At 70.0% G+C, this 22862-nt stretch carries 22 protein-coding genes and 2 pseudogenes; 17 read left to right on the top strand and 7 right to left on the bottom strand.

The annotated features are described in order from the left end of the window. Window positions 1–19 precede the first annotated feature (19 nt). Complete coding sequence (locus ACHMXE_RS28885; protein ID WP_395347622.1) at window positions 20–1525, bottom strand: alpha/beta hydrolase family protein; 1506 nt, start codon at window positions 1523–1525, stop codon at window positions 20–22. Window positions 1526–1724: 199 nt separating this feature from the next. Then, window positions 1725–2627 carry a transglutaminase family protein gene (locus ACHMXE_RS28880; RefSeq protein ID WP_203205823.1) on the bottom strand — a complete coding sequence of 301 codons (903 nt, stop codon included), beginning with the start codon at window positions 2625–2627 and terminating at the stop codon, window positions 1725–1727. A gap of 120 nt (window positions 2628–2747) precedes the next feature. On the opposite strand from ACHMXE_RS28880, the gene ACHMXE_RS28875 reads away from it, so the two are divergent. After that, complete coding sequence (locus ACHMXE_RS28875; protein ID WP_395347621.1) at window positions 2748–3077, top strand: antibiotic biosynthesis monooxygenase family protein; 330 nt, start codon at window positions 2748–2750, stop codon at window positions 3075–3077. A 137-nt stretch (window positions 3078–3214) separates the two neighbouring features. On the opposite strand, the gene mnmC is transcribed toward ACHMXE_RS28875, so the two are convergent. Together mnmC and ACHMXE_RS28865 are read right to left on the bottom strand one after the other, a co-directional pair. Then, window positions 3215–5077 carry an FAD-dependent 5-carboxymethylaminomethyl-2-thiouridine(34) oxidoreductase MnmC gene (gene mnmC / locus ACHMXE_RS28870; RefSeq protein WP_395347620.1) on the bottom strand — a complete coding sequence of 621 codons (1863 nt, stop codon included), beginning with the start codon at window positions 5075–5077 and terminating at the stop codon, window positions 3215–3217. Window positions 5078–5096: 19 nt separating this feature from the next. After that, window positions 5097–5369, bottom strand: coding sequence for an oxidative damage protection protein (locus tag ACHMXE_RS28865; protein ID WP_093341520.1), 273 nt, complete (start codon window positions 5367–5369; stop codon window positions 5097–5099). Between the two features lie 143 nt (window positions 5370–5512). Between ACHMXE_RS28865 and ACHMXE_RS28860 the strand changes: the two genes are divergently transcribed. The 11 genes and pseudogenes from ACHMXE_RS28860 to ACHMXE_RS28810 all read left to right on the top strand — a co-directional run bounded on the left by ACHMXE_RS28860 (window position 5513) and on the right by ACHMXE_RS28810 (window position 15570). Continuing rightward, window positions 5513–6556, top strand: coding sequence for a sulfate ABC transporter substrate-binding protein (locus ACHMXE_RS28860; RefSeq protein WP_209544847.1), 1044 nt, complete (start codon window positions 5513–5515; stop codon window positions 6554–6556). A gap of 106 nt (window positions 6557–6662) precedes the next feature. After that, window positions 6663–7248: pseudogene (gene ssuE / locus ACHMXE_RS28855) on the top strand (NADPH-dependent FMN reductase). A gap of 130 nt (window positions 7249–7378) precedes the next feature. Next, window positions 7379–8416: a sulfonate ABC transporter substrate-binding protein gene (locus tag ACHMXE_RS28850; protein ID WP_395347618.1), complete on the top strand. Its 1038-nt coding sequence runs from the start codon at window positions 7379–7381 to the stop codon at window positions 8414–8416. Window positions 8417–8454: 38 nt separating this feature from the next. Then, window positions 8455–9411 (top strand): sulfonate ABC transporter substrate-binding protein, encoded by a 957-nt coding sequence (locus tag ACHMXE_RS28845; RefSeq protein ID WP_395347617.1) that lies wholly within the window; start codon window positions 8455–8457, stop codon window positions 9409–9411. Next, on the top strand, window positions 9411–10580 hold the full coding sequence (ssuD, locus tag ACHMXE_RS28840; RefSeq protein WP_395347616.1) for an FMNH2-dependent alkanesulfonate monooxygenase: 1170 nt from the start codon (window positions 9411–9413) through the stop codon (window positions 10578–10580). The genes ACHMXE_RS28845 and ssuD overlap by 1 nt, the downstream gene beginning before the upstream one ends. Window positions 10581–10590: 10 nt before the next feature. Next, window positions 10591–11439, top strand: coding sequence for an aliphatic sulfonate ABC transporter permease SsuC (gene ssuC, locus ACHMXE_RS28835; protein WP_395347614.1), 849 nt, complete (start codon window positions 10591–10593; stop codon window positions 11437–11439). A 10-nt stretch (window positions 11440–11449) separates the two neighbouring features. Continuing rightward, window positions 11450–12436, top strand: coding sequence for an aliphatic sulfonate ABC transporter substrate-binding protein (locus tag ACHMXE_RS28830; RefSeq protein ID WP_395347613.1), 987 nt, complete (start codon window positions 11450–11452; stop codon window positions 12434–12436). A 1-nt stretch (window position 12437) separates the two neighbouring features. Next, on the top strand, window positions 12438–13283 hold the full coding sequence (locus ACHMXE_RS28825; RefSeq protein ID WP_395347612.1) for an ATP-binding cassette domain-containing protein: 846 nt from the start codon (window positions 12438–12440) through the stop codon (window positions 13281–13283). Between the two features lie 104 nt (window positions 13284–13387). Next, window positions 13388–14677, top strand: a complete 1290-nt coding sequence (locus ACHMXE_RS28820) for an O-acetylhomoserine aminocarboxypropyltransferase/cysteine synthase family protein (RefSeq protein WP_395347611.1) — start codon at window positions 13388–13390, stop codon at window positions 14675–14677. Between the two features lie 20 nt (window positions 14678–14697). After that, on the top strand, window positions 14698–15294 hold the full coding sequence (locus ACHMXE_RS28815) for a malonic semialdehyde reductase (protein WP_395347610.1): 597 nt from the start codon (window positions 14698–14700) through the stop codon (window positions 15292–15294). Between the two features lie 60 nt (window positions 15295–15354). Next, a complete protein-coding gene (locus tag ACHMXE_RS28810; RefSeq protein ID WP_042579699.1) occupies window positions 15355–15570 on the top strand; it encodes a molybdopterin-binding protein in 216 nt (71 codons plus the stop codon). Window positions 15571–15647: 77 nt separating this feature from the next. Here the strand turns inward: ACHMXE_RS28810 and ACHMXE_RS28805 are convergent, their stop codons facing one another. Further along, a complete protein-coding gene (locus tag ACHMXE_RS28805; RefSeq protein ID WP_203205835.1) occupies window positions 15648–15995 on the bottom strand; it encodes a hypothetical protein in 348 nt (115 codons plus the stop codon). Window positions 15996–16242: 247 nt separating this feature from the next. Between ACHMXE_RS28805 and ACHMXE_RS28800 the strand changes: the two genes are divergently transcribed. From ACHMXE_RS28800 to ACHMXE_RS28780, 5 genes and pseudogenes are all read left to right on the top strand, one after another. After that, window positions 16243–16722, top strand: coding sequence for a rhodanese-like domain-containing protein (locus ACHMXE_RS28800; protein ID WP_395347609.1), 480 nt, complete (start codon window positions 16243–16245; stop codon window positions 16720–16722). Window positions 16723–16754: 32 nt separating this feature from the next. After that, a pseudogene (gene epsC / locus ACHMXE_RS28795) lies at window positions 16755–17667 on the top strand (serine O-acetyltransferase EpsC). Between the two features lie 7 nt (window positions 17668–17674). Continuing rightward, complete coding sequence (locus ACHMXE_RS28790) at window positions 17675–17944, top strand: helix-turn-helix domain-containing protein (RefSeq protein WP_057593379.1); 270 nt, start codon at window positions 17675–17677, stop codon at window positions 17942–17944. A gap of 133 nt (window positions 17945–18077) precedes the next feature. Continuing rightward, window positions 18078–19010 carry a family 2A encapsulin nanocompartment shell protein gene (locus ACHMXE_RS28785; RefSeq protein WP_395347608.1) on the top strand — a complete coding sequence of 311 codons (933 nt, stop codon included), beginning with the start codon at window positions 18078–18080 and terminating at the stop codon, window positions 19008–19010. A 90-nt stretch (window positions 19011–19100) separates the two neighbouring features. Further along, window positions 19101–20981, top strand: coding sequence for a family 2A encapsulin nanocompartment cargo protein cysteine desulfurase (locus ACHMXE_RS28780; RefSeq protein WP_395352848.1), 1881 nt, complete (start codon window positions 19101–19103; stop codon window positions 20979–20981). Here ACHMXE_RS28780 and ACHMXE_RS28775 read toward each other — a convergent pair. Together ACHMXE_RS28775 and ACHMXE_RS28770 are read right to left on the bottom strand one after the other, a co-directional pair. After that, window positions 20978–21973 (bottom strand): alpha/beta hydrolase family protein, encoded by a 996-nt coding sequence (locus ACHMXE_RS28775; protein ID WP_395347607.1) that lies wholly within the window; start codon window positions 21971–21973, stop codon window positions 20978–20980. The genes ACHMXE_RS28780 and ACHMXE_RS28775 overlap by 4 nt on opposite strands. Next, window positions 21970–22848, bottom strand: a complete 879-nt coding sequence (locus tag ACHMXE_RS28770) for a GyrI-like domain-containing protein (RefSeq protein WP_395347605.1) — start codon at window positions 22846–22848, stop codon at window positions 21970–21972. The genes ACHMXE_RS28775 and ACHMXE_RS28770 overlap by 4 nt, the downstream gene beginning before the upstream one ends. Window positions 22849–22862: the final 14 nt, after the last annotated feature.

The following is a 22862-nucleotide window of genomic DNA, read 5'->3' as shown; positions in this document are numbered from 1 at the left end:
GGTTCCCGTTCGATGCACGTCAGCAGGGACGCGCGGCGGCCGCGCCGGGCCGCGTCAGCTGGCTGGTGCCGCTTTCATCCACCGCGCCGAGCGGTCGCGTGAAGGTGCAGCCGTACTTGGGATCGGCCACCGTCGCCGCGGTCACCACGTCGTCGCCCGCGGGCTTCACGCCGTCGCGCTCCCACTTGATCATCGCGTCGAAGGCCTCGACCTGCTCGGCCAGCGTGAAGTCGCAGTGCGAGATGCCGCGCACCGCGCGTTGCACCAGCCAGCTGGCGTTGCCCTTGGCCGCGACGCGTTTGTTGTAGATCTGTTCCATGCTGAAGGGCACGTAGAGATCGCCGAGCGTGTGCAGGCTCACCACCGGGATCTTGAACTCGCCGTTGGCCTTGGGAATCCAGCGCAGGCCGTCGCGGCGCAGCCGGTTGGCATCGGCCGCGGCGGTGAGCTTGATGACCGAGGCATTGAGCGCGGTCGAACCCGCGGTGTCGCCCTCGATGGTGTAGGTGAAGCGGTTGGTGTCGAGGGTGTTCTTGTTGAGGATGCCGTTGACCGTGCCGTCGCTGCCGAACACGCCCCACACCGCGGCGAAGGAGCCGCCCGCGGTGAAGCCGAGGTCGAACATCGGACGCTTGCCGCCCGTGAGGTTCTCGACCACCGAGGCGAACTTCAGGCCGGTGGCCGTGGGCGTGCTCGGGAAGCTGGTGTAGAGCGTGCCGGTCACCTGCGCGGAGATGTCCGACCAGTTCACCGTCGGGTACTTAGGCAGCCCCGCCAGCGCCTGCGCCGTGACCTGCGCGCCCGCGAAGTAGTCGAACAGCTCGGTGTCGCCGACCACGCCGCACATCGGCACCGCGCCGTTGTAGCGCACCTTGTGGTTGGCCGTGGCATAGGCCTCGTCCTCGATCGCCGCGGCCGTGATGTGGCCGCCCATCGAGTGGCCGGTGATGTAGATCTTCGAGGGCGCGGCGAGCTCGCGGCCGTTGGCCTTGGCGATCTTGTTGAACTCCAGCGCCAGCGCGTTGGTGTCCTCCACGCCCACGCGCACGTCGTAGAAGTTCTTGCTGTAGCTCGAGGCGGCCCAGGCATAGCCGTTCTGGATCAGGTAGCGGCGGATCGAGGGGTTGCTGACCGCGAGCACGTTGCCTTCGCCGGCATAGCCGTGCGCGTACATCACGAGCTTGCCGTTCCAGTTGGACGGCACCTCGACGCGGTAGGCGGCGCCGCCGAGCACGCCGGCCCAGCGGCTGGTGGTGGCGTTGTCGATCGCGTCGCCACCGGCGGCGGCCAGGGCCGCGAAGGTGGTGGCCGCGGCATCGGCCGGCGCGAAGGAATTGCGGTCGTCCTGCGCGCGGCGTTCCTCGGGCGCGGGGGGGGCGGGCGGCGGCGGGGGCGGTGCCGGCGGCGCGGGGGCGGGCGCGGGCGGCACGATCGGGAAGACGGCGCCACCGCCGCCTCCGCCGCCGCAGGAAGCGGCGGCGATGCTGGCGGCGATGACGATGAGCTTGAGGCGCGCGGAATGCATGGTTCGTTGTCTCCGTTTTCTGGGGGCGAGGAATGCCGGCCGCCGTCGTCGGGAGGTGCCAGAGGTGCCCATGAGGCTGGCACGACCGTGCTTTTCTTTCGGGCCGGCGGGGCAGCGTAGAGGCGCCGCCCCTGCAATCGGTGGGGGCTTTCCCGTAGCCGCTATCGCCTGCGCGACAGCAGCGCCGCGCGCGGCGCGCTCAGTTGCGCCGGCGCGTGACCGTCACCGTGGCCTCGAGGCCTTCGTAGGCCTCGGCCGGGCCGTACCAGCTGCCCGAGATCGGCGCGCCCTGGGCCGGGTCGCGCGTCACGCCGACGCGGATCAACTGGCCGCTGCCCATGAGGTTGTTGGTCGGATCGAACGCGACCCAGCCCGCGCCCGGCAGGTAGGCCTGCAGCCAGGCGTGGGTGGTGCCGGCGCCGGTCATGGCCTCGCCCTTGGCCTGCACCGTGCTGTCGAGCGCGGCGTCGTAGATGTAGCCCGAGACGAAGCGCGTGGCGATGCCCAGGCGGCGCACCGCCTCCATCATCAGCAGCGCGTAGTCGCGGCAACTGCCGCTGCCCAGCGCCAGCGTCTCCAGCGGCGTCTGCGTGCCTTCCTCGTCGCGCGCCAGGTACTCGAGGCTCTGGCCGATGTGGGCGTTCATGCGCGTGAGCACCTCGCGCGTGCTGTTGGGCTTGTCGGTGTGCAGGAACTGGTGGGCCCAGCGGATCAGCGTGCCGTCGGGGTCGTCGTGATGCGGGCGCAGGTAGTGCTCGAGGTCGAGCCGGTCCTGCAGCGAATAGGCGAAAGGCAGGAACTCCGCGGCCGGGTCGATCGCGAGCTGGTCCTGCGCGGCCGCGGGCACGGTCTCGATGGTGAACGAGCAGACGATGCGCAGCTCGGTGGCCTCGCCCATCGGCTGCACCAGCGCCACCGAGTTGGAATGCGGGTCCTGGATCAGCCGCGTGTGGGCCGACGGGCTCACCTGCAGGTCGGTGGCCAGCACGCGCAGGTCGTGGCTGTCGCGCGGGCGGAACATCACGCGGTGCAGCCCGAAGCTGACCGGCTCGTTGTAGCGGTAGATCGTGGTGTGGCGGATGTCGTACTGGGTGCTGGGCATGGGGCATTCTCGTGCGTTCGTGTGTCGCCGGACATGTCCGTGGCGACGGGGCCGGCAGGACTGCCGCATAATCCGCGCCCCCTTGGCCTTCGTGGCCGCACCGTTCGCCCATGGAGGACCATGTACGCATCGACTTTCATCTTCGCCACCCGCCAGTTCGACGACGCCTTCCACCGGCTCGACCAGGCGATCGCCGAAGCCGCCCGCGCGCTGCCCGGCTACCTGGGCGAGGAGAGCTGGGAGAACAGTGCCAACGGGCTGGTGTCGAACGTCTACTACTGGCGCTCGCTCGAGGCGCTGCAGGCGCTGATGACGCATCCCTCGCATCTGCAGGCCAAGGCGGCGCAGGCGAACTGGCTCGACGGCTACCGGGTGGTGATCTCGGAGGTGGTGCGCAGCTACGGCGATGGGCGCATCGACCATCTGCTGCCGGCACTCGACGCCGTATAGCGGGAGCGGACTTCCGGACGCAGAGGACGCGAAGGTTCCGCGAAGGACGCAAAAGGAATCCAGAAAAAATCTCGGTTTTCTTTTTCGCGCCTTTCGCGGAACCTTCGCGTCCTCTGCGTCTGGCTGTTCGTGCTTTATCAGTCCCGCGCGGCACGCCGCGTATCGAGCGCCTTCGCCAGCGCCGCCGGCAGCGGCAGCGGCTCGCCATGCCACTGCGCGGCCAACAGCTCAGCGCACAGCGCGGCGAAGCTGAGCCCGCGCGAGCCTAGCGCCGTGCAGGCCCACAGGCCCTTGTCTTCCAGCGCATCGCCCAGCGGCCCGACCAGCGGCCGGCGGTCGCCCGAGGCGCAGCGCACGCCAACCCAGGCCTGGGCCTCGCCGCGTGCGAAGGCCTGGTCGATCGATTCGGCGCTGGCCGGATGCAGCCGGGTGGCGCGTTCGCGCACGGCTTCGGCGTCGCTGCCGCGCGGCGCGAGGTCGTGGCTGTCGCGGTCGAAGGTGGCGCCGGCCAGCCACAGCGGCGCGCCGCCCTCGGGCTCGGGCACGCCGGCGATCAGGTGGCCGTCGCCATTCACCGGCGCGGCGGGCAGCGCCGCCGCATCGCTGCGGCCCCAGGCCACCTGGCCGCGCACCGGCTGCAGCGGCAGGCGCGGCGCCAACAGGCCCGAGCCATGGCCCATCGCGACCACCACGCGGTCGGCCTCGGCCAGCACGGCACCGTCTTCGGCCAGCAGCCGCCAGCCACCGGTGGCCGGATCGCGCTCCAGCCGCTCGACGCGGCAGCCACCGCGGAACGCGATGCCGGGCTCGCGCAGCCAGGCCTCGACCAGTGCACGCGGGCGCACCCAGGCGGCGCGCGCATGCCAGAGCGCGGGCGCGTCGGAGGGCAGGCTCGCGGCCGCGAGCTGCTCGGCGCTCGCGGGCCAGGATTCGTTGGGCCCGTCGGCATGCCAGCCCGCGGGCACGCGCACATCGCCATCGGGCCGGCGTTCCAGCGTGCCGGTGCCGCGCCAGTCGCGGCGTTCTTCCAGGCGCTGCGCCAGTTCGTTCCAGGTCGCGCGGATGCCGGCACGCGTGAGCCGCGAGAGCAGGGCGTCGTCGGGCGACACATGCGGCGCGAGCAGCCCCACGGGCAGGCCCGAGGCGCCTTCGGCCGGGCGCGCGGCGGCGTCGAGCACCTCGACCTGCCAGCCACGCCGCGCGAGGCTGGCCGCCACGGCCGCGCCCGCGAGGCCGGCGCCGATCACGGCGCAGCGGCCGGGCGCGGCGACGGTCTCGGGCAGCGGCTCGCGCCGGCGCACGGTCCAGGCCGGCGCGAAGCGCGCGCCCAGGCAGTCGCGCTTGGGCGGCAGGCCGGGACGGCGTTCGAGCTGGAAGCCGTTCTGCGCCAGCGCGTCGCGCACGGCGCGCGCATAGGTCCAGGTGCCGAGCAGGGTGTCCTGGCGCGCGAAGCGCGAGAGCGCCTTCAGCGTCTCGGGCGACCACATCTCGGGATTGCACTGCGGGCTGAAGCCGTCGAGATACAGGCTGTCGGCCTCGAAGCGCTGGGCGCGCAGCATGGGCTGCACCTCGCCCACGCAGAGCGTCAGCAGCACCCGGCCGTCGTCGAAGGCCAGCCGATGGAAGCCCGGCAGCAGGCCGTGCCAGCGCGCGGCCAGCTCGCGCGCGAGCGGCGCGAGTTCCTCATAGGCGCCGGCGGCGCGCAGCAGGCTTTCGGCCGCCACCGGCCAAGCCTCGATCGAGACGAAGTGAAGCAGCCGCGGGCGTGCCGGATCGGCGCGCCACGCGGCCCAGGTCGCGAGGAAGTTGAGACCCAGCCCGAAGCCGGTTTCGAGAATCCGCCACCGCGGCTGGCCGGCCCAGGCGGCCGGCAGGCCGCAGCCGCCGAGGAAGACGTGGCGCGACTGCGCGAGCGCGCCGGCCTCCGTGTGATAGATGTCGCCGAAGCGCTCGCTGTGCGGTGTGCCGTCCGTGCGCCAGGCGACCGGTTCGGCCGTCACTGCGGGTAGTTGCGCGGCCTCAGGCCGACGGCGGGACGTAGCCCTGGGCGACGTCGGCGCCCTCGCCGAAGAAGTGCTTCTCCATCTGGCGTGCCAGGTACTGGCGGGCGCGCTGGTCGGCGAGGTTCAGGCGGTTCTCGTTCACCAGCATGGTCTGCTGCTTGAGCCAGGCGGCCCAGGCTTCCTTGCTGACGCTCTCCCAGATGCGCTTGCCGAGTTCGCCGGGGTAGGGCGGGAAGTCGAGCCCTTCGGCTTCCTTGCCGAGCTTGATGCACTGAATCATGCGTGCCATGTCGATTGCCTTTGGGTGGGGGAGCGCGAAAAGCTGCTCTTAGTTGATTTAGCTATTTAGAACTGAAAACTTGGTCGTTCCAGTTCCTATATGTCGTATTGAGAATACGCAGCTTCATTGATATGCCATTCGAGAACGACACCATGAGCCTCCGCCGCGACTTTATCAAGCTTTCCCTCGGTGCCGGCGTGGCCGGCGCCATGGCCCTGTCGGCGCTGCCGGCGTTCGCCCAGGGCAGCGCCGCCGGTCCGGTGACGCTGCTGAACGTCTCCTACGACCCCACGCGCGAGCTGTACGTGGACTACAACCAGGCCTTCGCCAAGTACTGGAAGGGCAAGACCGGCCAGGACGTGACGATCAAGCAGTCGCACGGCGGCTCGGGCAAGCAGGCCCGCTCGATCATCGACGGCATCGACGCCGACGTGGCCACGCTGGCCCTCGGCGGCGACGTCGACGCGCTGGTGACCCATGGCGGCCTGCTCAAGGCCGACTGGCAGAAGCGCCTGCCGCACAACTCGGCGCCCTACACCTCGACCATCGTGTTCCTGGTGAAGAAGGGCAATCCCAAGGGCCTGAAGGACTGGGACGACCTGGTCAAGCCCGGCGTGCAGGTGATCACCCCCAACCCCAAGACCTCGGGCGGCGCGCGCTGGAACTACCTCGCGGCCTGGGAATTCGCCAAGCGCAAGTACGGCGGCGATGCCAAGGCCAAGGAATACGTGGGCAACCTGTTCAAGAACGTGCCCGTGCTCGACACCGGCGCGCGCGGCTCGACCATCACCTTCGTGCAGCGCGGCGTGGGCGACGTGCTGCTGGCCTGGGAGAACGAAGCCTTCCTGGCGCTGAAGGAATTCGGCCCCGAGAAGTTCGAGATCGTGGTGCCGTCGATCTCCATCCTGGCCGAGCCCACCGTGGCGGTGGTCGACAAGGTGGTCGACAAGAAGGGCACGCGCGCCGTGGCCGAGGAATACCTGAAGTACCTGTATTCCGACGAAGGCCAGGACATCGCCGGCCGCAACTTCTACCGCCCGACCTCGGACAAGGCGAAGGCCAAGTACGAGAAGCAGTTCCCCAAGCTGACGCTGGTGACCATCGACCAGGCCTTCGGCGGCTGGAGCAAGGCCGACAAGGACCACTTCGCCGACGGCGCCTCGTTCGACCAGATCTACACCGCCAAGCAGAAGTAAGCGCGGCATTCGCCCCGCGGCCACCGGCCCCGATGGCGCCCGTCTCGACGGGTGCCGGGGACCGGTTCGCTTCGACCCTTCCGATACCGCCACCCGAAAGCCCTCCGTGTCCGTTCTCCTGATTGCCGGCAGCCCCTCGGCGCCTTCGCGCTCCACCGCGTTGCTCGACGCGGTGGCCGAGCGCCTGGCGCGGCGCCATGCGCAGATCGAACGGCTCGCGATCCGCGACCTGCCGGCGCAGGCGCTGCTGCTGGCGGACTGGAACCATCCCGGCCATCGTGCAGGCCATCGCCCAGGTGACGCGGGCCCGCGCCATCGTGGTGGCCACGCCGGTCTACAAGGCCGCCTACAGCGGCGTGCTCAAGGTCTTCCTCGACCTGCTGGCGCAGAACGCGCTCAAGGGCAAGACGGTGCTGCCGCTGGCCACCGGCGGCAGCCCGCACCACATGCTCGCGCTCGACTACGCACTGCGGCCCGTGCTGCAGTCGCTCGCGGCGCGCCACATCCTGCCGGGCGTCTACGCGAGCGATTCGCAGATCGCGCTGACGCCCGAAAACGCCTACCAAGTGCACAACGACCTGGCGGAGCGGCTCAACGAGGCCGTCGAGGTGCTGGCCACCGAGGGGCTGAAGCTGCCGGCGACACACGGCTTCGAGCCGGTGCCGTTCTCGCGCGTGCGATGTAGCGTCTGAAGCCGGCCGGCGCACGACCCGGCCGCCACCACCGCTTCATCCCATTCCCGACCCTTCCGAACGCGGCGATTCGCGCCGCGCGGGGGATGGCTTCGCCTCCCGTTTCGATTCAGTCCAAGGACCACCCCGCATGAACCCCGTTGCCACCGAAGATTCCGTGCTCGACGTGCCACCGCGCTCGCTCTGGCGCGCATTGCGCGACCTCGCCGTCAGCATCGTCGTGGTCGCCGCGATCGCATTGATCGTGAGCTTCCTGTCCGCCACCTCCGCGCATGCGCAGGGCAAGGCCGGCGCCGCCAAGGAGCTGCGCATCGGCTACCAGAAATCGGCAAGTCTCTTCGTGCTGCAGAAGGCGCAGGGCTCGCTCGAGAAGCGCCTCGCGCCGCTGGGCGTGGGCGTGAAGTGGGTCGAGTTCCCGGCCGGCCCGCAGCTGCTCGAGGGCCTGAACGTCGGCGCTGTCGACGTCGGCTACGTGGGCGAGGCGCCGCCGATCTTCGCGCAGGCCGCGGGCGCCAAGTTCGTCTACTTCGGCTACGACCCGGCCGCGCCGCGCGCCGAGGCGATCCTGGTCACCAAGGATTCGCCGATCCAGTCGGTGGCCGACCTCAAGGGCAGGAAGGTCGCGCTCAACAAGGGCAGCAACGTGCACTACCTGCTCGTGAAGCAGCTCGAGAAGAACGGCCTGAAGTTCAGCGACATCCAGCCGGTGTATCTGGCACCGGCCGATGGCCGCGCCGCCTTCGAGAGCAAGAACGTCGACGCCTGGGTGATCTGGGATCCGTTCCAGGCCGCGGCCGAGAAGGCCACCGGCGCGCGCGTGCTCGCCGACGGCACGCCGGGCGTGGTCAGCAACTACCAGTACTACCTGGGCGAGCGCGGCTTCGTGAAGAACAACCCGAAGGTGATCGAGGCCCTGTTCGAGGACTCGGTGGCCCAGGGCATCTGGCTCAAGAAGAACCTGCGCCAGGCGGCCGAGCTGATCGCGCCGCTGCAGGGCCTGCCGGTCGACGTGGTCGAGCTCGCGCTGCGCCGCTACGAGTTCAACGTGAAGCCGATCACGCCCGAGGTCGCCGCCGACCAGCAGCGCATCGCCGACACCTTCTACGCGCTCAAGCTGATTCCGAAGCCGATCAAGGTCAGCGACGCCGTCGTCGCGGCCCAGCCCTGAGCACCGGTCCCCTTCATCTTTCGCAAGCCACACCCGCCATGACCACCATCTCCCTCCCGCGCCGCCGCCTGCTGCAGGGCGCCGCCGCCGCCATCGCGCTGCCTTCCGCCCTCGGTGCGCTGGCGCAGGCGCCCGCGCGCCAGTTCCGCATCGGCAACCAGAAGGGCCTGCTCAACATCCTCAAGGGCCGCGGCACGCTCGAGAAGCGCCTCGCGCCGCTGGGCGTGAGCCTCGAGTGGACCGAGTTCACGGCCGGCCCGGTGCAGCTCGAGGCGCTGAACGTCGGCTCGATCGACTTCGGCGACGTGGGCGAGGCGCCGCCGATCTTCGCGCAGGCCGCCGGCGCGCCGCTGGCCTACGTGGGCGCCACGGTGCCGCGTCCGCAGTCGGAAGGCGTGCTGGTGCCCAAGGGCTCGGCCATCAAGACGGTGGCCGAACTCAAGGGCAAGAAGATCGCGCTCAACAAGGGCTCGAACGTCCACTACTTCATCGTCAAGCTGTTCGAGAAGCATGGCCTCTCGTATGCCGACCTGAACCTGGTCTACCTGCCGCCGGCCGATGCGCGCGCGGCCTTCGAGAAGGGCTCCATCGACGCCTGGGTGATCTGGGACCCGTTCCTGGCCGCGGCCGAGAAGACGCTCGATGCGCGCGTGCTGGCCGACGCCACCGGCGTGGTGGGCAACCGCGCCTACTACTTCTCGTCGCTCGACTACGCGGCGAAGAACGCCGACGTGGTGGCGATCGCGATCGAGGAACTCAACAAGGTCGACGCCTGGGGCTCGGCCAACCGCGGCGAGCTCGCGACCGAACTGGCCGCGCTGTGGGGCCTGCCCAAGCCGGTGGCCGACCTCACGGTGGCGCGCACCGCCTACGGCACCACGCCGATCACCAAGGCCATCCTCGGCGAGCAGCAGAAGATCGCCGACACCTTCTTCGACCTCAAGCTGATTCCGAAGAAGATCAACGTGCTCGAAGCCGCCACGGGAATCGCGTGATGCAGATCTTCTGGTTCCTGCCCACGCACGGCGACAGCCGCTACCTCGGCACCAGCGAAGGCGCGCGCCCGGTCGACCTCGACTACCTGCAGCAGATCGCGGGCGCGGCCGACCACCTCGGCTACGAGGGCGTGTTGATCCCGACCGGCCGCTCGTGCGAGGACCCGTGGGTGATCGCCTCGAGCCTGATCGGCGCGACGAAGAAGCTCAAGTTCCTGGTCGCGGTGCGACCCGGCCTGCACCAGCCCAGCCTGGCCGCGCGCATGGCCGCGACCTTCGACCGGCTCTCGAACGGACGCCTGCTGGTGAACCTCGTGACCGGCGGCGACCAGTCCGAGCTCGAGGGCGACGGCGTCTACCTCGACCATGCCGCGCGCTACGAACAGTCGGCCGAGTTCATCCGCATCTGGCGCGAGATCCTCGCGCGCAGCCACGACGGCCAGGCCTTCGACTACGAGGGCAAGCACCTGAGCGTGAAGGGCGCCAAGCTGCTCTATCCGCCGGTACAGAAACCGCATCCGCCGGTGTGGTTCGGCGGCTCGTCGGCCGCGGCCCACGACCTCGCGGCCGAGCAGGTCGATGCCTACCTCACCTGGGGCGAACCGCCGGCCGAGGTGGCGAAGAAGCTCGCCGACGTGCGCGCGCGCGCCGAGCGCCGGGGGCGCCAGGTGCAGTTCGGCATCCGCCTGCACGTGATCGTGCGCGAGACCGAGGAGGCCGCCTGGAAGGCCGCCGAGGACCTGATCAGCCGCGTCGACGACGAGACCGTGATCCGCGCCCAGGCCGTCTTCGCGCGCATGGACTCCGAAGGCCAGCGCCGCATGGCCGCGCTGCATGCGGGCGGTGCCAAGCGCACGCGCGCCGAACTCGAGATCGCGCCCAACCTCTGGGCCGGCGTGGGACTGGTGCGCGGCGGTGCCGGCACGGCGCTGGTCGGCGACGCAAAGACCGTGGCCGCGCGCATCGAGGAATACGCCGCGCTCGGGCTCGACCGCTTCATCCTCTCGGGCTACCCGCACCTCGAGGAGGCCTACCGCTTCGCCGAGCTGGTGTTCCCGCTGCTCTCGCGCAAGGCCAAGGACCGGCTGGCCGGTGGCTCGCTGAGCGGGCCCTTCGGCGAGGTCGTCGCCAACCTCGACGCGCCTTCGCGCCTCGTCTCGCAAAGCTGAAGGACACGCCATGACGGAACAGGTTCAGGAACTGCCGGCGGTCGCGCCGGCCGAGGGCGCGGGCTCCGCGCTGCGAGGCTTCGGCCTCAATGTGGCCAGGCGGCTGGTGCCGTGGCTGGTGCCCGTGGGGCTGATCGTGGTGTGGCAGATCGCGTCGTCGCTGGGCTGGCTCAGCACGCGCGTGTTGCCGGCGCCGGTCGACGTGGTGAAGGCCGCATGGAACCTCACGGTATCGGGCGAGCTGTGGACGCACGTGAAGGTCAGCGCGGGCCGCGCGCTCGCGGGGCTGGCCATCGGCGGCGGCGCCGGGCTGGCGCTGGGCCTGCTCACGGGCTCGGTGAAGTTCTTCGAGACGCTGCTCGACTCCACCATCCAGATGGTGCGCAACATCCCCGCGCTGGCGCTGATCCCGCTGGTCATCCTGTGGTTCGGCATCGACGAGTCGGCCAAGCTGTTCCTGATCTCGGTGTCGGTGTTCTTCCCGATCTACCTCAACACCTTCCACGGCATCCGCAACGTCGATCCGCAGCTGATCGAGATGGGCCGCACCTACGGCCTCACGCGCTGGCAGCTCTATCGCGCGGTGATCCTGCCGGGCGCGCTGTCCTCGATCCTGGTCGGCCTGCGCTTCTCGCTGGGCCTGATGTGGGTGATCCTGATCGTGGCCGAGACCATCTCGGCCCAGGCCGGCATCGGCTACCTGACGATGAACGCACGCGAGTTCCTGCAGACCGACATCGTGCTGGTGGGCATCCTGCTGTACGCGCTGCTCGGCAAGCTGGCCGACCTGTTCGCGCGCGGCCTCGAGCAATGGTGGCTGCGCTGGCATCCGGGCTACCAGAAGAAGACGACGAAGTGAGGGCAGGGCAATGACGCACACGACCATCTCCCGCCGCCAGGCGATCGCGACGCTCGGCGCAGCCGGCGTGCTCGGCCTGGCGGGCACGCCCGCCGCCTTCGCGCAAGGCACGGCCGCGCGACCCGCCACCGTGCGCCTGGGCTACCAGAAGTCTTCGACGCTGATCGCCGTGCTCAAGGCGCAGGGCGTGCTCGAGAAGCAGCTCGCGCCGCTCAATGCCACCCTGAGCTGGCACGAGTTCACCAGCGGCCTGCCGCTGCTCGAGGCGCTGAACCTCGACAACCTCGACATCAGCGCCGACGTGGCCGACACCGTGCCGGTGTTCGCGCAGGCTGCCGGAGCCGAGCTGACCTTCATCGCGCAGGAAGCGCCGTCGCCCGCGGCGCAGGCGATCCTGGTGCGCGAGGACTCGCCGCTCAGGACCGTGGCCGACCTCAAGGGCAAGAAGATCGGCTTCGCCAAGGCGGCCGGCGCGCACTACCTGCTGATCGCCGCGCTCGACAAGGCCGGCCTCTCGTTCAAGGACATCGAGCCCGCCTACCTGACGCCGGCCGACGGCCGTGCCGCCTTCGAGAAGGGTGCGATCGACGCCTGGGTGGTGTGGGACCCGTTCCTCGCCGCCGCGCAGCGCCAGTCGAAGGTGCGCGTGCTGGCCGACGGCGCGGGCATCGCGTCCTACCAGCGCTACTACCTCGCGAGCACCAAGTTCGCGAAGGCGCGGCCCGACGTGTTGCGCGTGGTCTATGCCGAGCTCGAGAAGACCGGCAAGTGGGTCAAGCAGAACCCCAGGGAGGCGGCCGCGCTGCTGTCGCCGGTGTGGGGCCTCGACGCCGCCACCATCGAACAGGCCAACGGCCGCCGCAGCTACGCGGTGCGGCCGGTGGTGCCCGAGGTGCTCGGCGAGCAGCAGCGCATCGCCGACGCCTTCCTGGCCGAGAAGCTGCTGCCCAAGAAAATCAATGCGCTCGACGTGGCGCTGTTCAAGCCTGGAGCCTGAGATGAGTGCCGTCCTCGACCGACCGCAGAACGACGCGCCGCTGGCGATCCCCGGTGGCGTGCGCCTGGAAGTGCGCGGCCTGCACAAGCGCTACGGCGAACGCGAGGTGCTGCGCAACACGCAGCTCGCGATCGAGCCGGGCCAGTTCATCGCCATCGTGGGCCGCAGCGGCTGCGGCAAGAGCACGCTGCTGCGCCTGATCGCCGGCCTCGAGGAGGCCTCGTCCGGCGCGCTCTACACCGACGGCAAGCCGGTCAGCGGCCTGCACGACGACACCCGGATCATGTTCCAGGAGGCGCGCCTGCTGCCCTGGCGCCGCGTGCTCGACAACGTGACGCTGGGCCTCGCGAAGGACGCCAGGGCGCGCGGCAAGGAGGTGCTGGCGCACGTCGGCCTGGCCGACCGCGAGAACGAATGGCCGGCGCGCCTGTCGGGCGGCCAGCGCCAGCGCGTGGCCCTGGCGCGCGCGCTGGTGCACCACCCGCGGCTGTTGCTGCTCGACGAGCCGCTGGGCGCGCTCGACGCGCTCACGCGCATCGAGATGCACCGGCTGATCGAGAACCTGTGGCAGCGCCACCGCTTCACCGCGCTGCTGGTCACGCACGACGTGCAGGAAGCGGTGGCGCTGGCCGACCGCGTGATCCTGATCGAAGACGGGCGCATCGCGCTCGACGAGAACATCGCCCTCGCGCGTCCGCGCTCGCAGGGCGACCCGGCCTTCGCGGCCATCGAGAAACGCATCCTCGACAGGGTGCTGCAAAAGCCCGGGGCAACCGAAGAGGCTGAAAGCGGCGCCGAAGCAAGCTGGCTCGGCAAGCCCGCGCATGAACTGCGCTGGGCGATCTGAGACGGATGGAACCGTTCGGGCTGAGCCTGTCGAAGCCTCGCGCGGCGCTTCGACAGGCTCAGCGTGAACGGGCTTGTTCTTCTTCCTATCTGAAAGGCTCTTGTATGTCGCAAAACTGGAAATTCGAGACCCTGTCGGTGCACGCCGGCTATTCGCCCGACCCGACCACGCGCGCCGTGGCGCCGCCGATCTACCAGACGGTGGCCTACGCCTTCGACAGCGCGCAGCACGGCGCCGACCTGTTCGACCTCAAGGTGCCGGGCAACATCTACACCCGCATCAACAACCCGACGCAGGACGTGCTCGAGCAGCGCATCGCCGCGCTCGAGGGCGGCATCGCCGCGCTGGCGCTGGCCTCGGGCCAGGCGGCCGTGACCTACGCGATCCAGACCATCGCGGAGGCCGGCGACAACATCATCAGCAGCACGGCGCTCTACGGCGGCACCTACAACCTGTTCGCCCACACGCTGCCGCAGTTCGGCATCACCACGCGCTTCGCCGACCATCGCGATCCGAAGAGCTTCGAGAAGCTGTTCGACGAGAAGACCAAGGCGGTGTTCGTCGAGTCGCTGGGCAACCCGGCCGGCAACGTGACCGACATCGCGGCCATCGCCGAGATCGCGCACCACCACGGCGTGCCGCTGATCGTCGACAACACCGTGCCCTCGCCGTACCTGAGCCGGCCGATCGAGCATGGCGCCGACATCGTCGTGCACTCGCTGACCAAGTACCTCGGCGGCCACGGCACCAGCATCGGCGGCGCGATCGTCGATTCGGGCAAGTTCCCGTGGGCGCAGCACAAAGAGCGCTTCAAGCGCCTGAACGAACCCGACGTGAGCTACCACGGCGTGGTCTACACCGACGCGCTGGGCCCGGCCGCCTACATCGGCCGCGCGCGCGTGGTGCCGCTGCGCAACACGGGTGCCGCGATCTCGCCGTTCAACGCCTTCCTGATCCTGCAGGGCATCGAGACGCTGTCGCTGCGCGTGGAGCGCATCAGCGACAACGCGCTGGCCGTGGCACGGCACCTGAAGGCGAACAAGTCGGTGAAATGGGTCAACTACGCGGCGCTCGAGGACCATCCCGATCATGCGCTGGCGCAGAAGTACCTGGGCGGCAAGGCCAGCGGCGTGCTGACCTTCGGCATCGAGGGCGGCCGCGAGGCGGGCGCGAAGTTCCTCGACGCGCTCAAGCTGTTCACGCGCCTCGTCAACATCGGCGACGTGCGCTCGCTCGCCACCCATCCGGCCTCGACCACGCACCGCCAGCTCTCGCCCGAGGAACTCGCGCGCGCCGGCGTGAGCGAGGAGACCGTGCGCCTGTCGGTCGGCATCGAGCACATCGACGACCTGCGCGCCGACCTCGACCAGGCGCTGGCCGCGGCCGCGGCCTGAAGCCGCGCGAAAGCAAAACCATGACAACACTGCAATCCATTCCCGACGCCGCGCTCGACCAGCTATTCCGGAAGGCGCGCACCGTGCATGCCTTCAAGCCGGTGCCCGTGAGCGACGAGACCATCCGCCAGCTCTACGAGCTGCTGAAGTGGGGCCCGACGGCCTACAACGCCCAGCCCGCGCGCTACGTGTTCGTGCGCAGCGAGGAGGCCAAGGCCAGGCTCAAGCCGGCGCTGTCGTCGGGCAACACCGCGCAGACGCTGGCCGCGGGCGTGACCGTGATCGTGGCGCACGACACGCGCTTCTACGACCACCTGCCGGTGCTGTTTCCGGCCTACGACGCCAAGCCCTTCTTCGAGAAGAGCGCTGAGGCGGCGCAGGCCACGGCGTTCCGCAACAGCAGCCTGCAGGGCGCCTACCTGATCCTCGCGGCGCGCGCGCTCGGCCTCGATGCCGGGCCGCAGTCGGGCTTCAACGCCGAGCTGGTCGACAAGGCCTTCTTCCCCGACGGCCGCTGGCGCGCCAACTTCCTCGTCAACCTCGGCGTGGCCGACCACGCCGGCACCTTCGAGCGCGGGCCGCGGCTCGCGTTCGACGACGTGGCCGAGATCGTCTGAGCGCCACGTTCTTCCTTCACCGATCCATCCATCCACACCATCCAACCAAAGGGAACCATCATGTCCATTCAAGCCATCAACGTGCGCAACCAGTTCAAGGGCAAGGTCCGCGAGATCATCCGCGGCGACGTCGTCTCCGAAGTCGATGTCGAGACCGCCTGGGGCATCGTGACCTCGGTCATCACCACGCGCTCGATCGACGAGCTGCAGCTCAAGGTCGGCTCCGACGTCGTCGCGCTGGTGAAGTCCACCGAAGTGTCGATCGCCAAGCTCTGAATCCCCTGGAGTGCGCGTGGCGCATTCCCCTCGGCCCGGCGCCAGCGATGGTGCCGGGCTTTTTTTCGTCGGCCGGCTCAGTACTTGATCGTGATGCCGGCCTTCACGCCGTTGTTCTGCTTGCCGTCGGACTCGACGCCGGCCGAGAACGAGGTGTTGCCGCCGGTGCTGCCGCCCACCGAATAGATTGGGCGCGAGCCCGAGGTGTCCATGCCGCCATAGGCCGTGGCGCCGCTGGGGCGCTGCACGCCGACGGTCGCGCCGAGGGTGTCGGCCGATTTCTCGGTGGGCACGATCTTGGGCGCGACGTAGAGGACGGTGCCGTCGTCGGTCTTCACCGGGAGCTTGGGCTCTTCGGCCCGGGCGAGGGCGGCGGCGGTGCAGCCGGCGGCCAGGATCAGGGTGGAGCGAATGCGAATATCCATCGAGCCGAGCAGACACCATCGAGGCCGGCCACGGCGTAGGCGATGGCCGACAACCGGCGAGCGGCGAGCACGCTGCCGGCACGTGCGAGGAACGCTCTCGCCGTCGATCGAAGCGCTTAGAACAGCCGGTTGTTAAGAACCGACTTTTCAGTTGTTTGAAGATCGCGGGCCCGCTCCTACAGTGGTGGTCATCGCCACCAATGGCGCATGCATCCACACAGCAACGCACACCAGGAGCCCGCACACCATGTCCGTGGAAGTTGAAGAACTCGTCCTGCCCGAAGCGCTCGAGAAGGCGCGCGCCCATGCCGTCGAAGCCGGCTGGCCTTACGCCGGCGGAGTGACCCCGCCCGTGGCCTGGAAGCTCGTGCAGGAAGGCAAGGCGGTGCTGGTCGACGTGCGTTCGGGCGAGGAACGCAAGTTCGTGGGCCACGTGCCCGAGAGCGTGCACGTGGCCTGGGCCACCGGCACCGCGCTCACGCGCAATCCGCGCTTCGTGCGCGAGCTCGAGGCCAGGCTCGAGAAGGACGGCGGCAAGGACGCGGTGGCGCTGCTGCTGTGCCGCAGCGGCAAGCGCTCGGCGCTCGCGGCCGAGGCCGCCGCCAAGGCCGGCTTCTCGCAGGTCTACAACGTGCTCGAAGGCTTCGAGGGCGAGATCGACGGGCAGCAGCATCGCGGCGGCTCCGACGGCTGGCGCTTCCATGGCCTGCCGTGGGTGCAGGACTGATTTCTCCCCACGCACGGAAGGAAGAACGGCCCATGGCCCATTTCGAAGTCGCGGAGATCGTCGCCGCGCTGCATGCGGTGCGCATCGAATGGCGCGACCTGCAGCGCCGCTCGCGCGAACCCGGCGCGCGGCGAGTTTCCCTCGCGCGACGCGCTGGCCCAGATCGTGGAATCGCTCAAGGGCGCGCTGTTTCCGATGCGGCTCGGCCCGCACGACCTGCGCCACGAGAGCGAGGATTTCTACGTCGGCCACACGCTCGACGCCGCCTTGCAGGCGCTGCTGACGCAGGCACGGCTGGAACTGCATTTCAATGCGCGCCATGCACCGCGCAGCGCGAGCGAGATCGACGAGGCCGCCACCGCGGCGGTGCGCAGCTTCGCGAACCGCCTGCCCGAGCTGCGCCGGTTGCTCGACAGCGACGTGCTCGCCGCCTACCAGGGCGACCCGGCCGCGCGCAGCGTCGACGAGGTGCTGCTGTGCTATCCGGGCGTGCTCGCGATGATCCATCACCGGCTCGCGCATGAGCTCTACCGCCTCGACCTGCCGCTGCTGGCGCGCATCGTGGCCGAGCTCGCGCACGGGCAGACCGGCATCGATATCCATCCGGGCGCGCGCATCGATGCCGGCTTCTTCATCGACCACGGCACCGGTGTCGTGATCGGCGAGACCGCGGTCATCGGCAAGCGCGTGCGGCTCTACCAGGCCGTGACGCTGGGCGCCAAGCGCTTCCCGACCGACACCGAGGGCAACCTGCAGAAGGGCCTGCCGCGCCATCCGGTGGTGGAGGACGACGTGGTGATCTACGCCGGCGCCACCATCCTCGGGCGCGTCACGCTCGGCAAGGGGGCCGTCATCGGCGGCAATGTCTGGATCACCGACGACGTGCCGCCGGGCGCGAGCGTCACGCAGGCCAGCCTGCAGAAGAACAACGCACCGAGGGGGTGAACACACCATGAATGCATTCGTCGAAGATTTCGGAGTCGCCGTGCGGCAGTTGCGCGAGGCCCATGGCTGGTCGCAGGAGCAGCTCGCGGAGCGCTCGGACCTCAACCGCTCCTACGTGGGCGAGGTGGAGCGCGGCCGCGTGATCCCATCGATCGTCACCGCGCACAAGCTCGCCACCGCGCTCGAGATCAACATCGTCCATCTGCTGTCGCGCTGCGAGCAGCTCGGCCAGTCGCGCCTGGCACGCCGGATCAACTTGGCGGCTATAGCCTGTTGAGGGGAAACCCTTGGCGCCGGGACACTCCCGCCGTCAGTCGCGTTCGTCCCTTTTCTTCATTCCCACGGCCTTTCGGAGTCGCCGGCACCGCTCGCGGTGACCCGGTGGGCCTGACCACATCGGAGTTTTCTTCATGACCGCAACCGTCGGTGGAACCACCGCGCTCGGCGACAACGCCGCAAGGCAGTTGGCCAATGCCACCAAGACCGTTCCCCAGCTCGAGACCATCAGCCCGCGCTGGCTGACGCACCTGCTCCAGTGGGTGCCGGTGGAGGCGGGCATCTACCGCGTCAACAAGGTCAGGAACCCCGAGTCGATCAAGGTCACCTGCACCTCGCGCGAAGAAGAGAACCAGCTGCCGCGCACCTTCGTCGACTACGAGGAGAACCCGCGCGAGCACTACCTCAATGCCGTGAGCACCGTGCTCGACGTGCACACCCGCATCTCCGACCTCTACAGCAGCCCGCACGACCAGATCAAGGAGCAGCTGCGCCTGACGATCGAGACGATCAAGGAGAACCAGGAGAGCGAGCTCATCAACAACCCCGACTACGGCCTGCTGGCCCAGGTCAGCGAAGAGCAGCGCATCTTCCCGCTGACCGGCGCGCCCACGCCCGACGACCTCGACGAGCTGCTGACCAAGGTCTGGAAGGAACCGGCCTTCTTCCTCACGCACCCGCTGGCGATCGCCGCCTTCGGCCGCGAGGCCACGCGCCGCGGTACGCCGCCGCCGACCGTGAGCCTGTTCGGTTCGCAGTTCATCACCTGGCGCGGCATTCCGCTGATCCCGTCGAACAAGGTGCCGGTGGCCGACGGCAAGAGCAAGATCCTGCTGCTGCGCGTGGGCGACAAGCGCCAGGGCGTGGTCGGCCTGTTCCAGCCGGGCCTCGCGGGCGAACAGAGCCCGGGCCTGTCGGTGCGCTTCATGGGCATCAACAACCACGCGATCGCGTCGTACCTGATCTCGCTGTACTGCTCGCTCGCGGTGCTGACCACCGACGCGCTCGCGGTGCTCGACGACGTCGAGATCGCCAAGTACCACGACTATCCCGACACCTACAAGTAAGCCGCGGTGAGCTCCCCACTGACTCCAGGCGGCCTGCCTTCGGTGCCGTCGTCCGCCGAAGCGCCGTTCGATCCGGCGCTGCTGGCGCGCATGGCGAGCGCGATGTTCGCCGCGCTGCCGGGCACGCCGCCGACTTCACTGCCGGGGGCTGCCAGCGGGCTGGTGCCGGGCGCGCAGTTCCCCGCCAACATCGCGCCGCCGGGTTCGCCGCTCGTGAGCCCGGCCGGCTTCGGGCCCAGCGTGCCGGGCACGCCGATCCCGCAGGGGCAGGTGCCGGGCACCAACCTGCTGCCGGCCTCGCCCACGCAACTGCCTTCGCTCGCGAACCGCGCACCCGCGCTGCTGCCGCATGCGGTGGCCGGCAACGGCGTGCCCGACACGGTGCTGTCGGTGGCGCCGGCCTTCGAGCCGCGCTCGGGCGGCCACGTGCTCGGCGTGCCGCCGGTGCAGCCCTCGCAGGCCGCGTCGAGCGCCGCCTCGCCGTACTACTTCCTCGGCGGCAGCCATGGCCAGCCGGCCGGTGCCGGCGGCTTCGCGGTGCACGATCCCTTCGCCGACCTCGCGGCGCTGGCCGTGTCGCGCGAGCCCGCCGCGCCACCGTCGGCACCGCCCGCGCCTGTCAATGGTCGCGACGCGCAGTTCTACTTCGTCGACGCGGTGCGGCTGCCCAGCGGCTTCGTCACGCCGGCTAAGGCCGATCCGCGCGGGCCCGAGGCGGTGCCGCTGGCCGGCAGCGGCCAGCATCCGCCGTTCGACGTCAACGCCGTGCGGCGCGACTTCCCGATCCTGCAGGAGCGCGTGAACGGCAAGCAACTCGTGTGGTTCGACAACGCGGCCACCACGCACAAGCCGCAGTCGGTGATCGACCGCATCGCCTATTTCTACGAACACGAGAACTCGAACATCCACCGCGCGGCGCATGAGCTGGCCGCGCGCGCCACCGACGCCTACGAAGGCGCGCGGGAGCGCGTGCGCCGGTTCATCAACGCGCCCGAGGTGGAGGAGGTGATCTTCGTGCGCGGCACCACCGAGGCCATCAACCTGGTGGCCAAGAGCTGGGGCGGCCAGCACGTTGGCGAGGGCGACGAGATCATCGTCTCGAACCTCGAGCACCACGCCAACATCGTGCCGTGGCAGCAGCTCGCCGCCGCCAAGGGCGCGAAGCTGCGCGTGATCCCGGTCGACGACTCGGGCCAGGTGCTGCTCGACGAGTACCGCAAGCTGCTCAACGACCGCACGAAGATCGTCGCCGTCACCCAGGTGTCGAACGCGCTCGGCACCGTGGTGCCGGTGAAGGAGATCGTGGAACTCGCGCACCGCGCGGGTGCGAAGGCGCTGGTCGACGGCGCGCAGTCGGTCTCTCACATGCGCGTGGACGTGCAGGACATCGGCGCCGACTTCTTCGTGTTCTCGGGCCACAAGGTGTTCGGCCCGACCGGCATCGGCGTGGTGTGGGGCAAGCGCGAGGTGCTCGAGGACATGCCGCCGTGGCAGGGCGGCGGCAACATGATCGCCGACGTGACCTTCGAGAAGACCGTGTTCCAGCCGATCCCGAACAAGTTCGAGGCCGGCACCGGCAACATCGCCGACGCGGTGGGCCTCGGCGCGGCGATCGACTACGTCAACAAGGTCGGCATCGAGAACATCGCGCGCTACGAGCACGACCTGCTGGTCTACGGCATGGCGCAGCTCGGCGCGATTCCCGGTGTGCGGCTGATCGGCACCGCGGCCGACAAGGCCAGCGTGATGTCCTTCGTGCTCGACGGCTACAGCACCGAGGAGGTGGGCCATGCGCTCAACGAGGAAGGCATCGCGGTGCGCACCGGCCACCATTGCGCGCAGCCGATCCTGCGCCGCTTCGGCGTCGAGACCACGGTGCGGCCCTCGCTGGCCTTCTACAACACCTTCGACGAGATCGACCGGCTCGTGGCGGTGGTGCGGCGGCTCGCGGGCCAGCGGCGCGCGGGCTAGCTCGACGATCCGAGGTGCTGCCTGAAGAAGGCCAGCACCTCGGCGTTGAAGGCCGCATGGAAAGCCGTGCGGTCGAAGCCCGGGCCGTCGCGGCAGATCTCCGGACTCGCCGCGAGCTGCGCGGCGGAGCAGGGCGCGAGAAAGCCGAAGTGGCCGGCCTTGTCGGCCACGCGCCAGTCGGGTGCCGTCGGCAGGTTGCGTCGCACGGCCGCGACGTTGTCGGGCGTGACGCCATCGCCGCCATGGGCCGAGGCCCACAGCTGCACCGGCACCTTCACCCGTTTCAGGCCCTCGGCATCGAACAGCGTGCTGAGCGGATCCGCGATCACCGCGGCCTTGATGCGTTCGTCGTGCGCCAGCGGTGCCGCGAGCAGCGCGCGAAAGCGCTGCCGCATGGCCGTGCAGGCCGAGCCCTGCGGCGCCGCGGTACAGGGCGAGCCGGGCAGCGGCGGCAGCTTCTCGAAATCGGGCCGCGCGCCGATCAGCACCAGGCCCGTGTAGCCGCCGCGCGAGAAACCGTAGAAGCCGACCTTGTCGGCCGCGAGCTTCGCATGCGCGGGCCAGCGCGCGAGCATGTGGTCGACCAGGCGGCGGATATCGGTGGTGCGCGTCGCGAGCGCCACGATGCTGTCTTCCGGGCCGCCGCGGATGCGGAAGTTGTCGTCCGAGTGGTTGATCGCGGCGACCACGAAACCCGCGTTCGCGAGCGCTTCGGCCGTGTCGTGATGGCCGAGGAAGGAGCCGCCGTAGCCGTGCGACAGCACCACCAGCGGCAGCCGGTCGCCCGCGATCGGGCAGTCGCGCACGCCGGGCAGCGTGTTGCGCTCGAGCTGGATCTGGCCGTCGGGCGCGGCGCAGGGCGTCCACACCGCGCCGCGCAGCGCCGGGCCGTCGGCATCGGCCGGTATCTCGAGGGTGCTGAAGCCGGCGGCCTGGGTGCAGGCCACCCACAGTCCGAGCGCGATCGGAAGAAGGAAGCGAAGAGGGTTCATGGCGGGGATGAAGGCCGGGGTCGGCCGGCGGGACGGATCGGAATCAGCAGGTCGGTGCGCAGCGCGGCCTGCGCGACCTGGCGCGGCGAGTTCAGGTAGTGCTCGAGCGTGGGCCGGTCGTCGGGCTCGTAGCCGCTGCCGGGCAGCCAGCGTGCGTAGAGCGCGTAGACGGCGGCGTTGATGCGCGAGTAGGGGCCCGCGAGGGTGTGCACCGCATAGAGGCCGCCCGGCATGTCGAAGGCCTCGATCTCCGCGTCGTCGGCCGGCCAGGGATCGGGCGAGGCCGCCGCCACGTAGTAGCGGAAGTCCGGCCGCGCGTCGGGATTGCCGCAGGAGATGCCGAACCAGCCCGATACGCGGCGCGGGCCCAGCCGGGCGCGCAGCCGCCGGTGCGTGTGCGGGATGGTGGAGGCCGGCCCGTGGTGGCGCAGCGCATGCACCGGCTGCGCCGGGCGCTCGACGATCCGCACGGCGGGCGGCGCCTCGTCGCTCCGGTCCCGCGCCGCGGGCATCGCATCGAGCACCACCGCGTGCATCTGCTGCTGGAATTCGCGCGGCGACTGCCCGGTGAACTGCCCGAAGGCGCGCGTGAAGGCCTGCGGGCTCTGGTAGCCCACGGCCAGTGCCACGCCCGTGACGCTCTGGCCGCCGCGCGCCAGCAGCCGCGTGGCCATGGCGAGGCGCACGCGCCGCACCGTGGCCGCCACGGTCTCGCCCGCGATGCTCTGGTAGATGCGGTGGAAGTGGAAGGGCGAGAAATGCGCGAGCGCCGCCAGGTCCTCGAGCCGGTGGTCGGCCATCGGGTCGGCCACGATGGCGGCGACGGCGCGCGCGACGCGTTCGCGGTAGTCGTGTTCGGCGCGGGGCGCGGTCATGCCCCGCAGTGTGC

This window comes from Variovorax sp. UC122_21 (genome assembly GCF_044056785.1).
Lineage (GTDB): Bacteria > Pseudomonadota > Gammaproteobacteria > Burkholderiales > Burkholderiaceae_C > Variovorax.
This window is presented reverse-complemented; position numbering and strand designations above follow the sequence as displayed.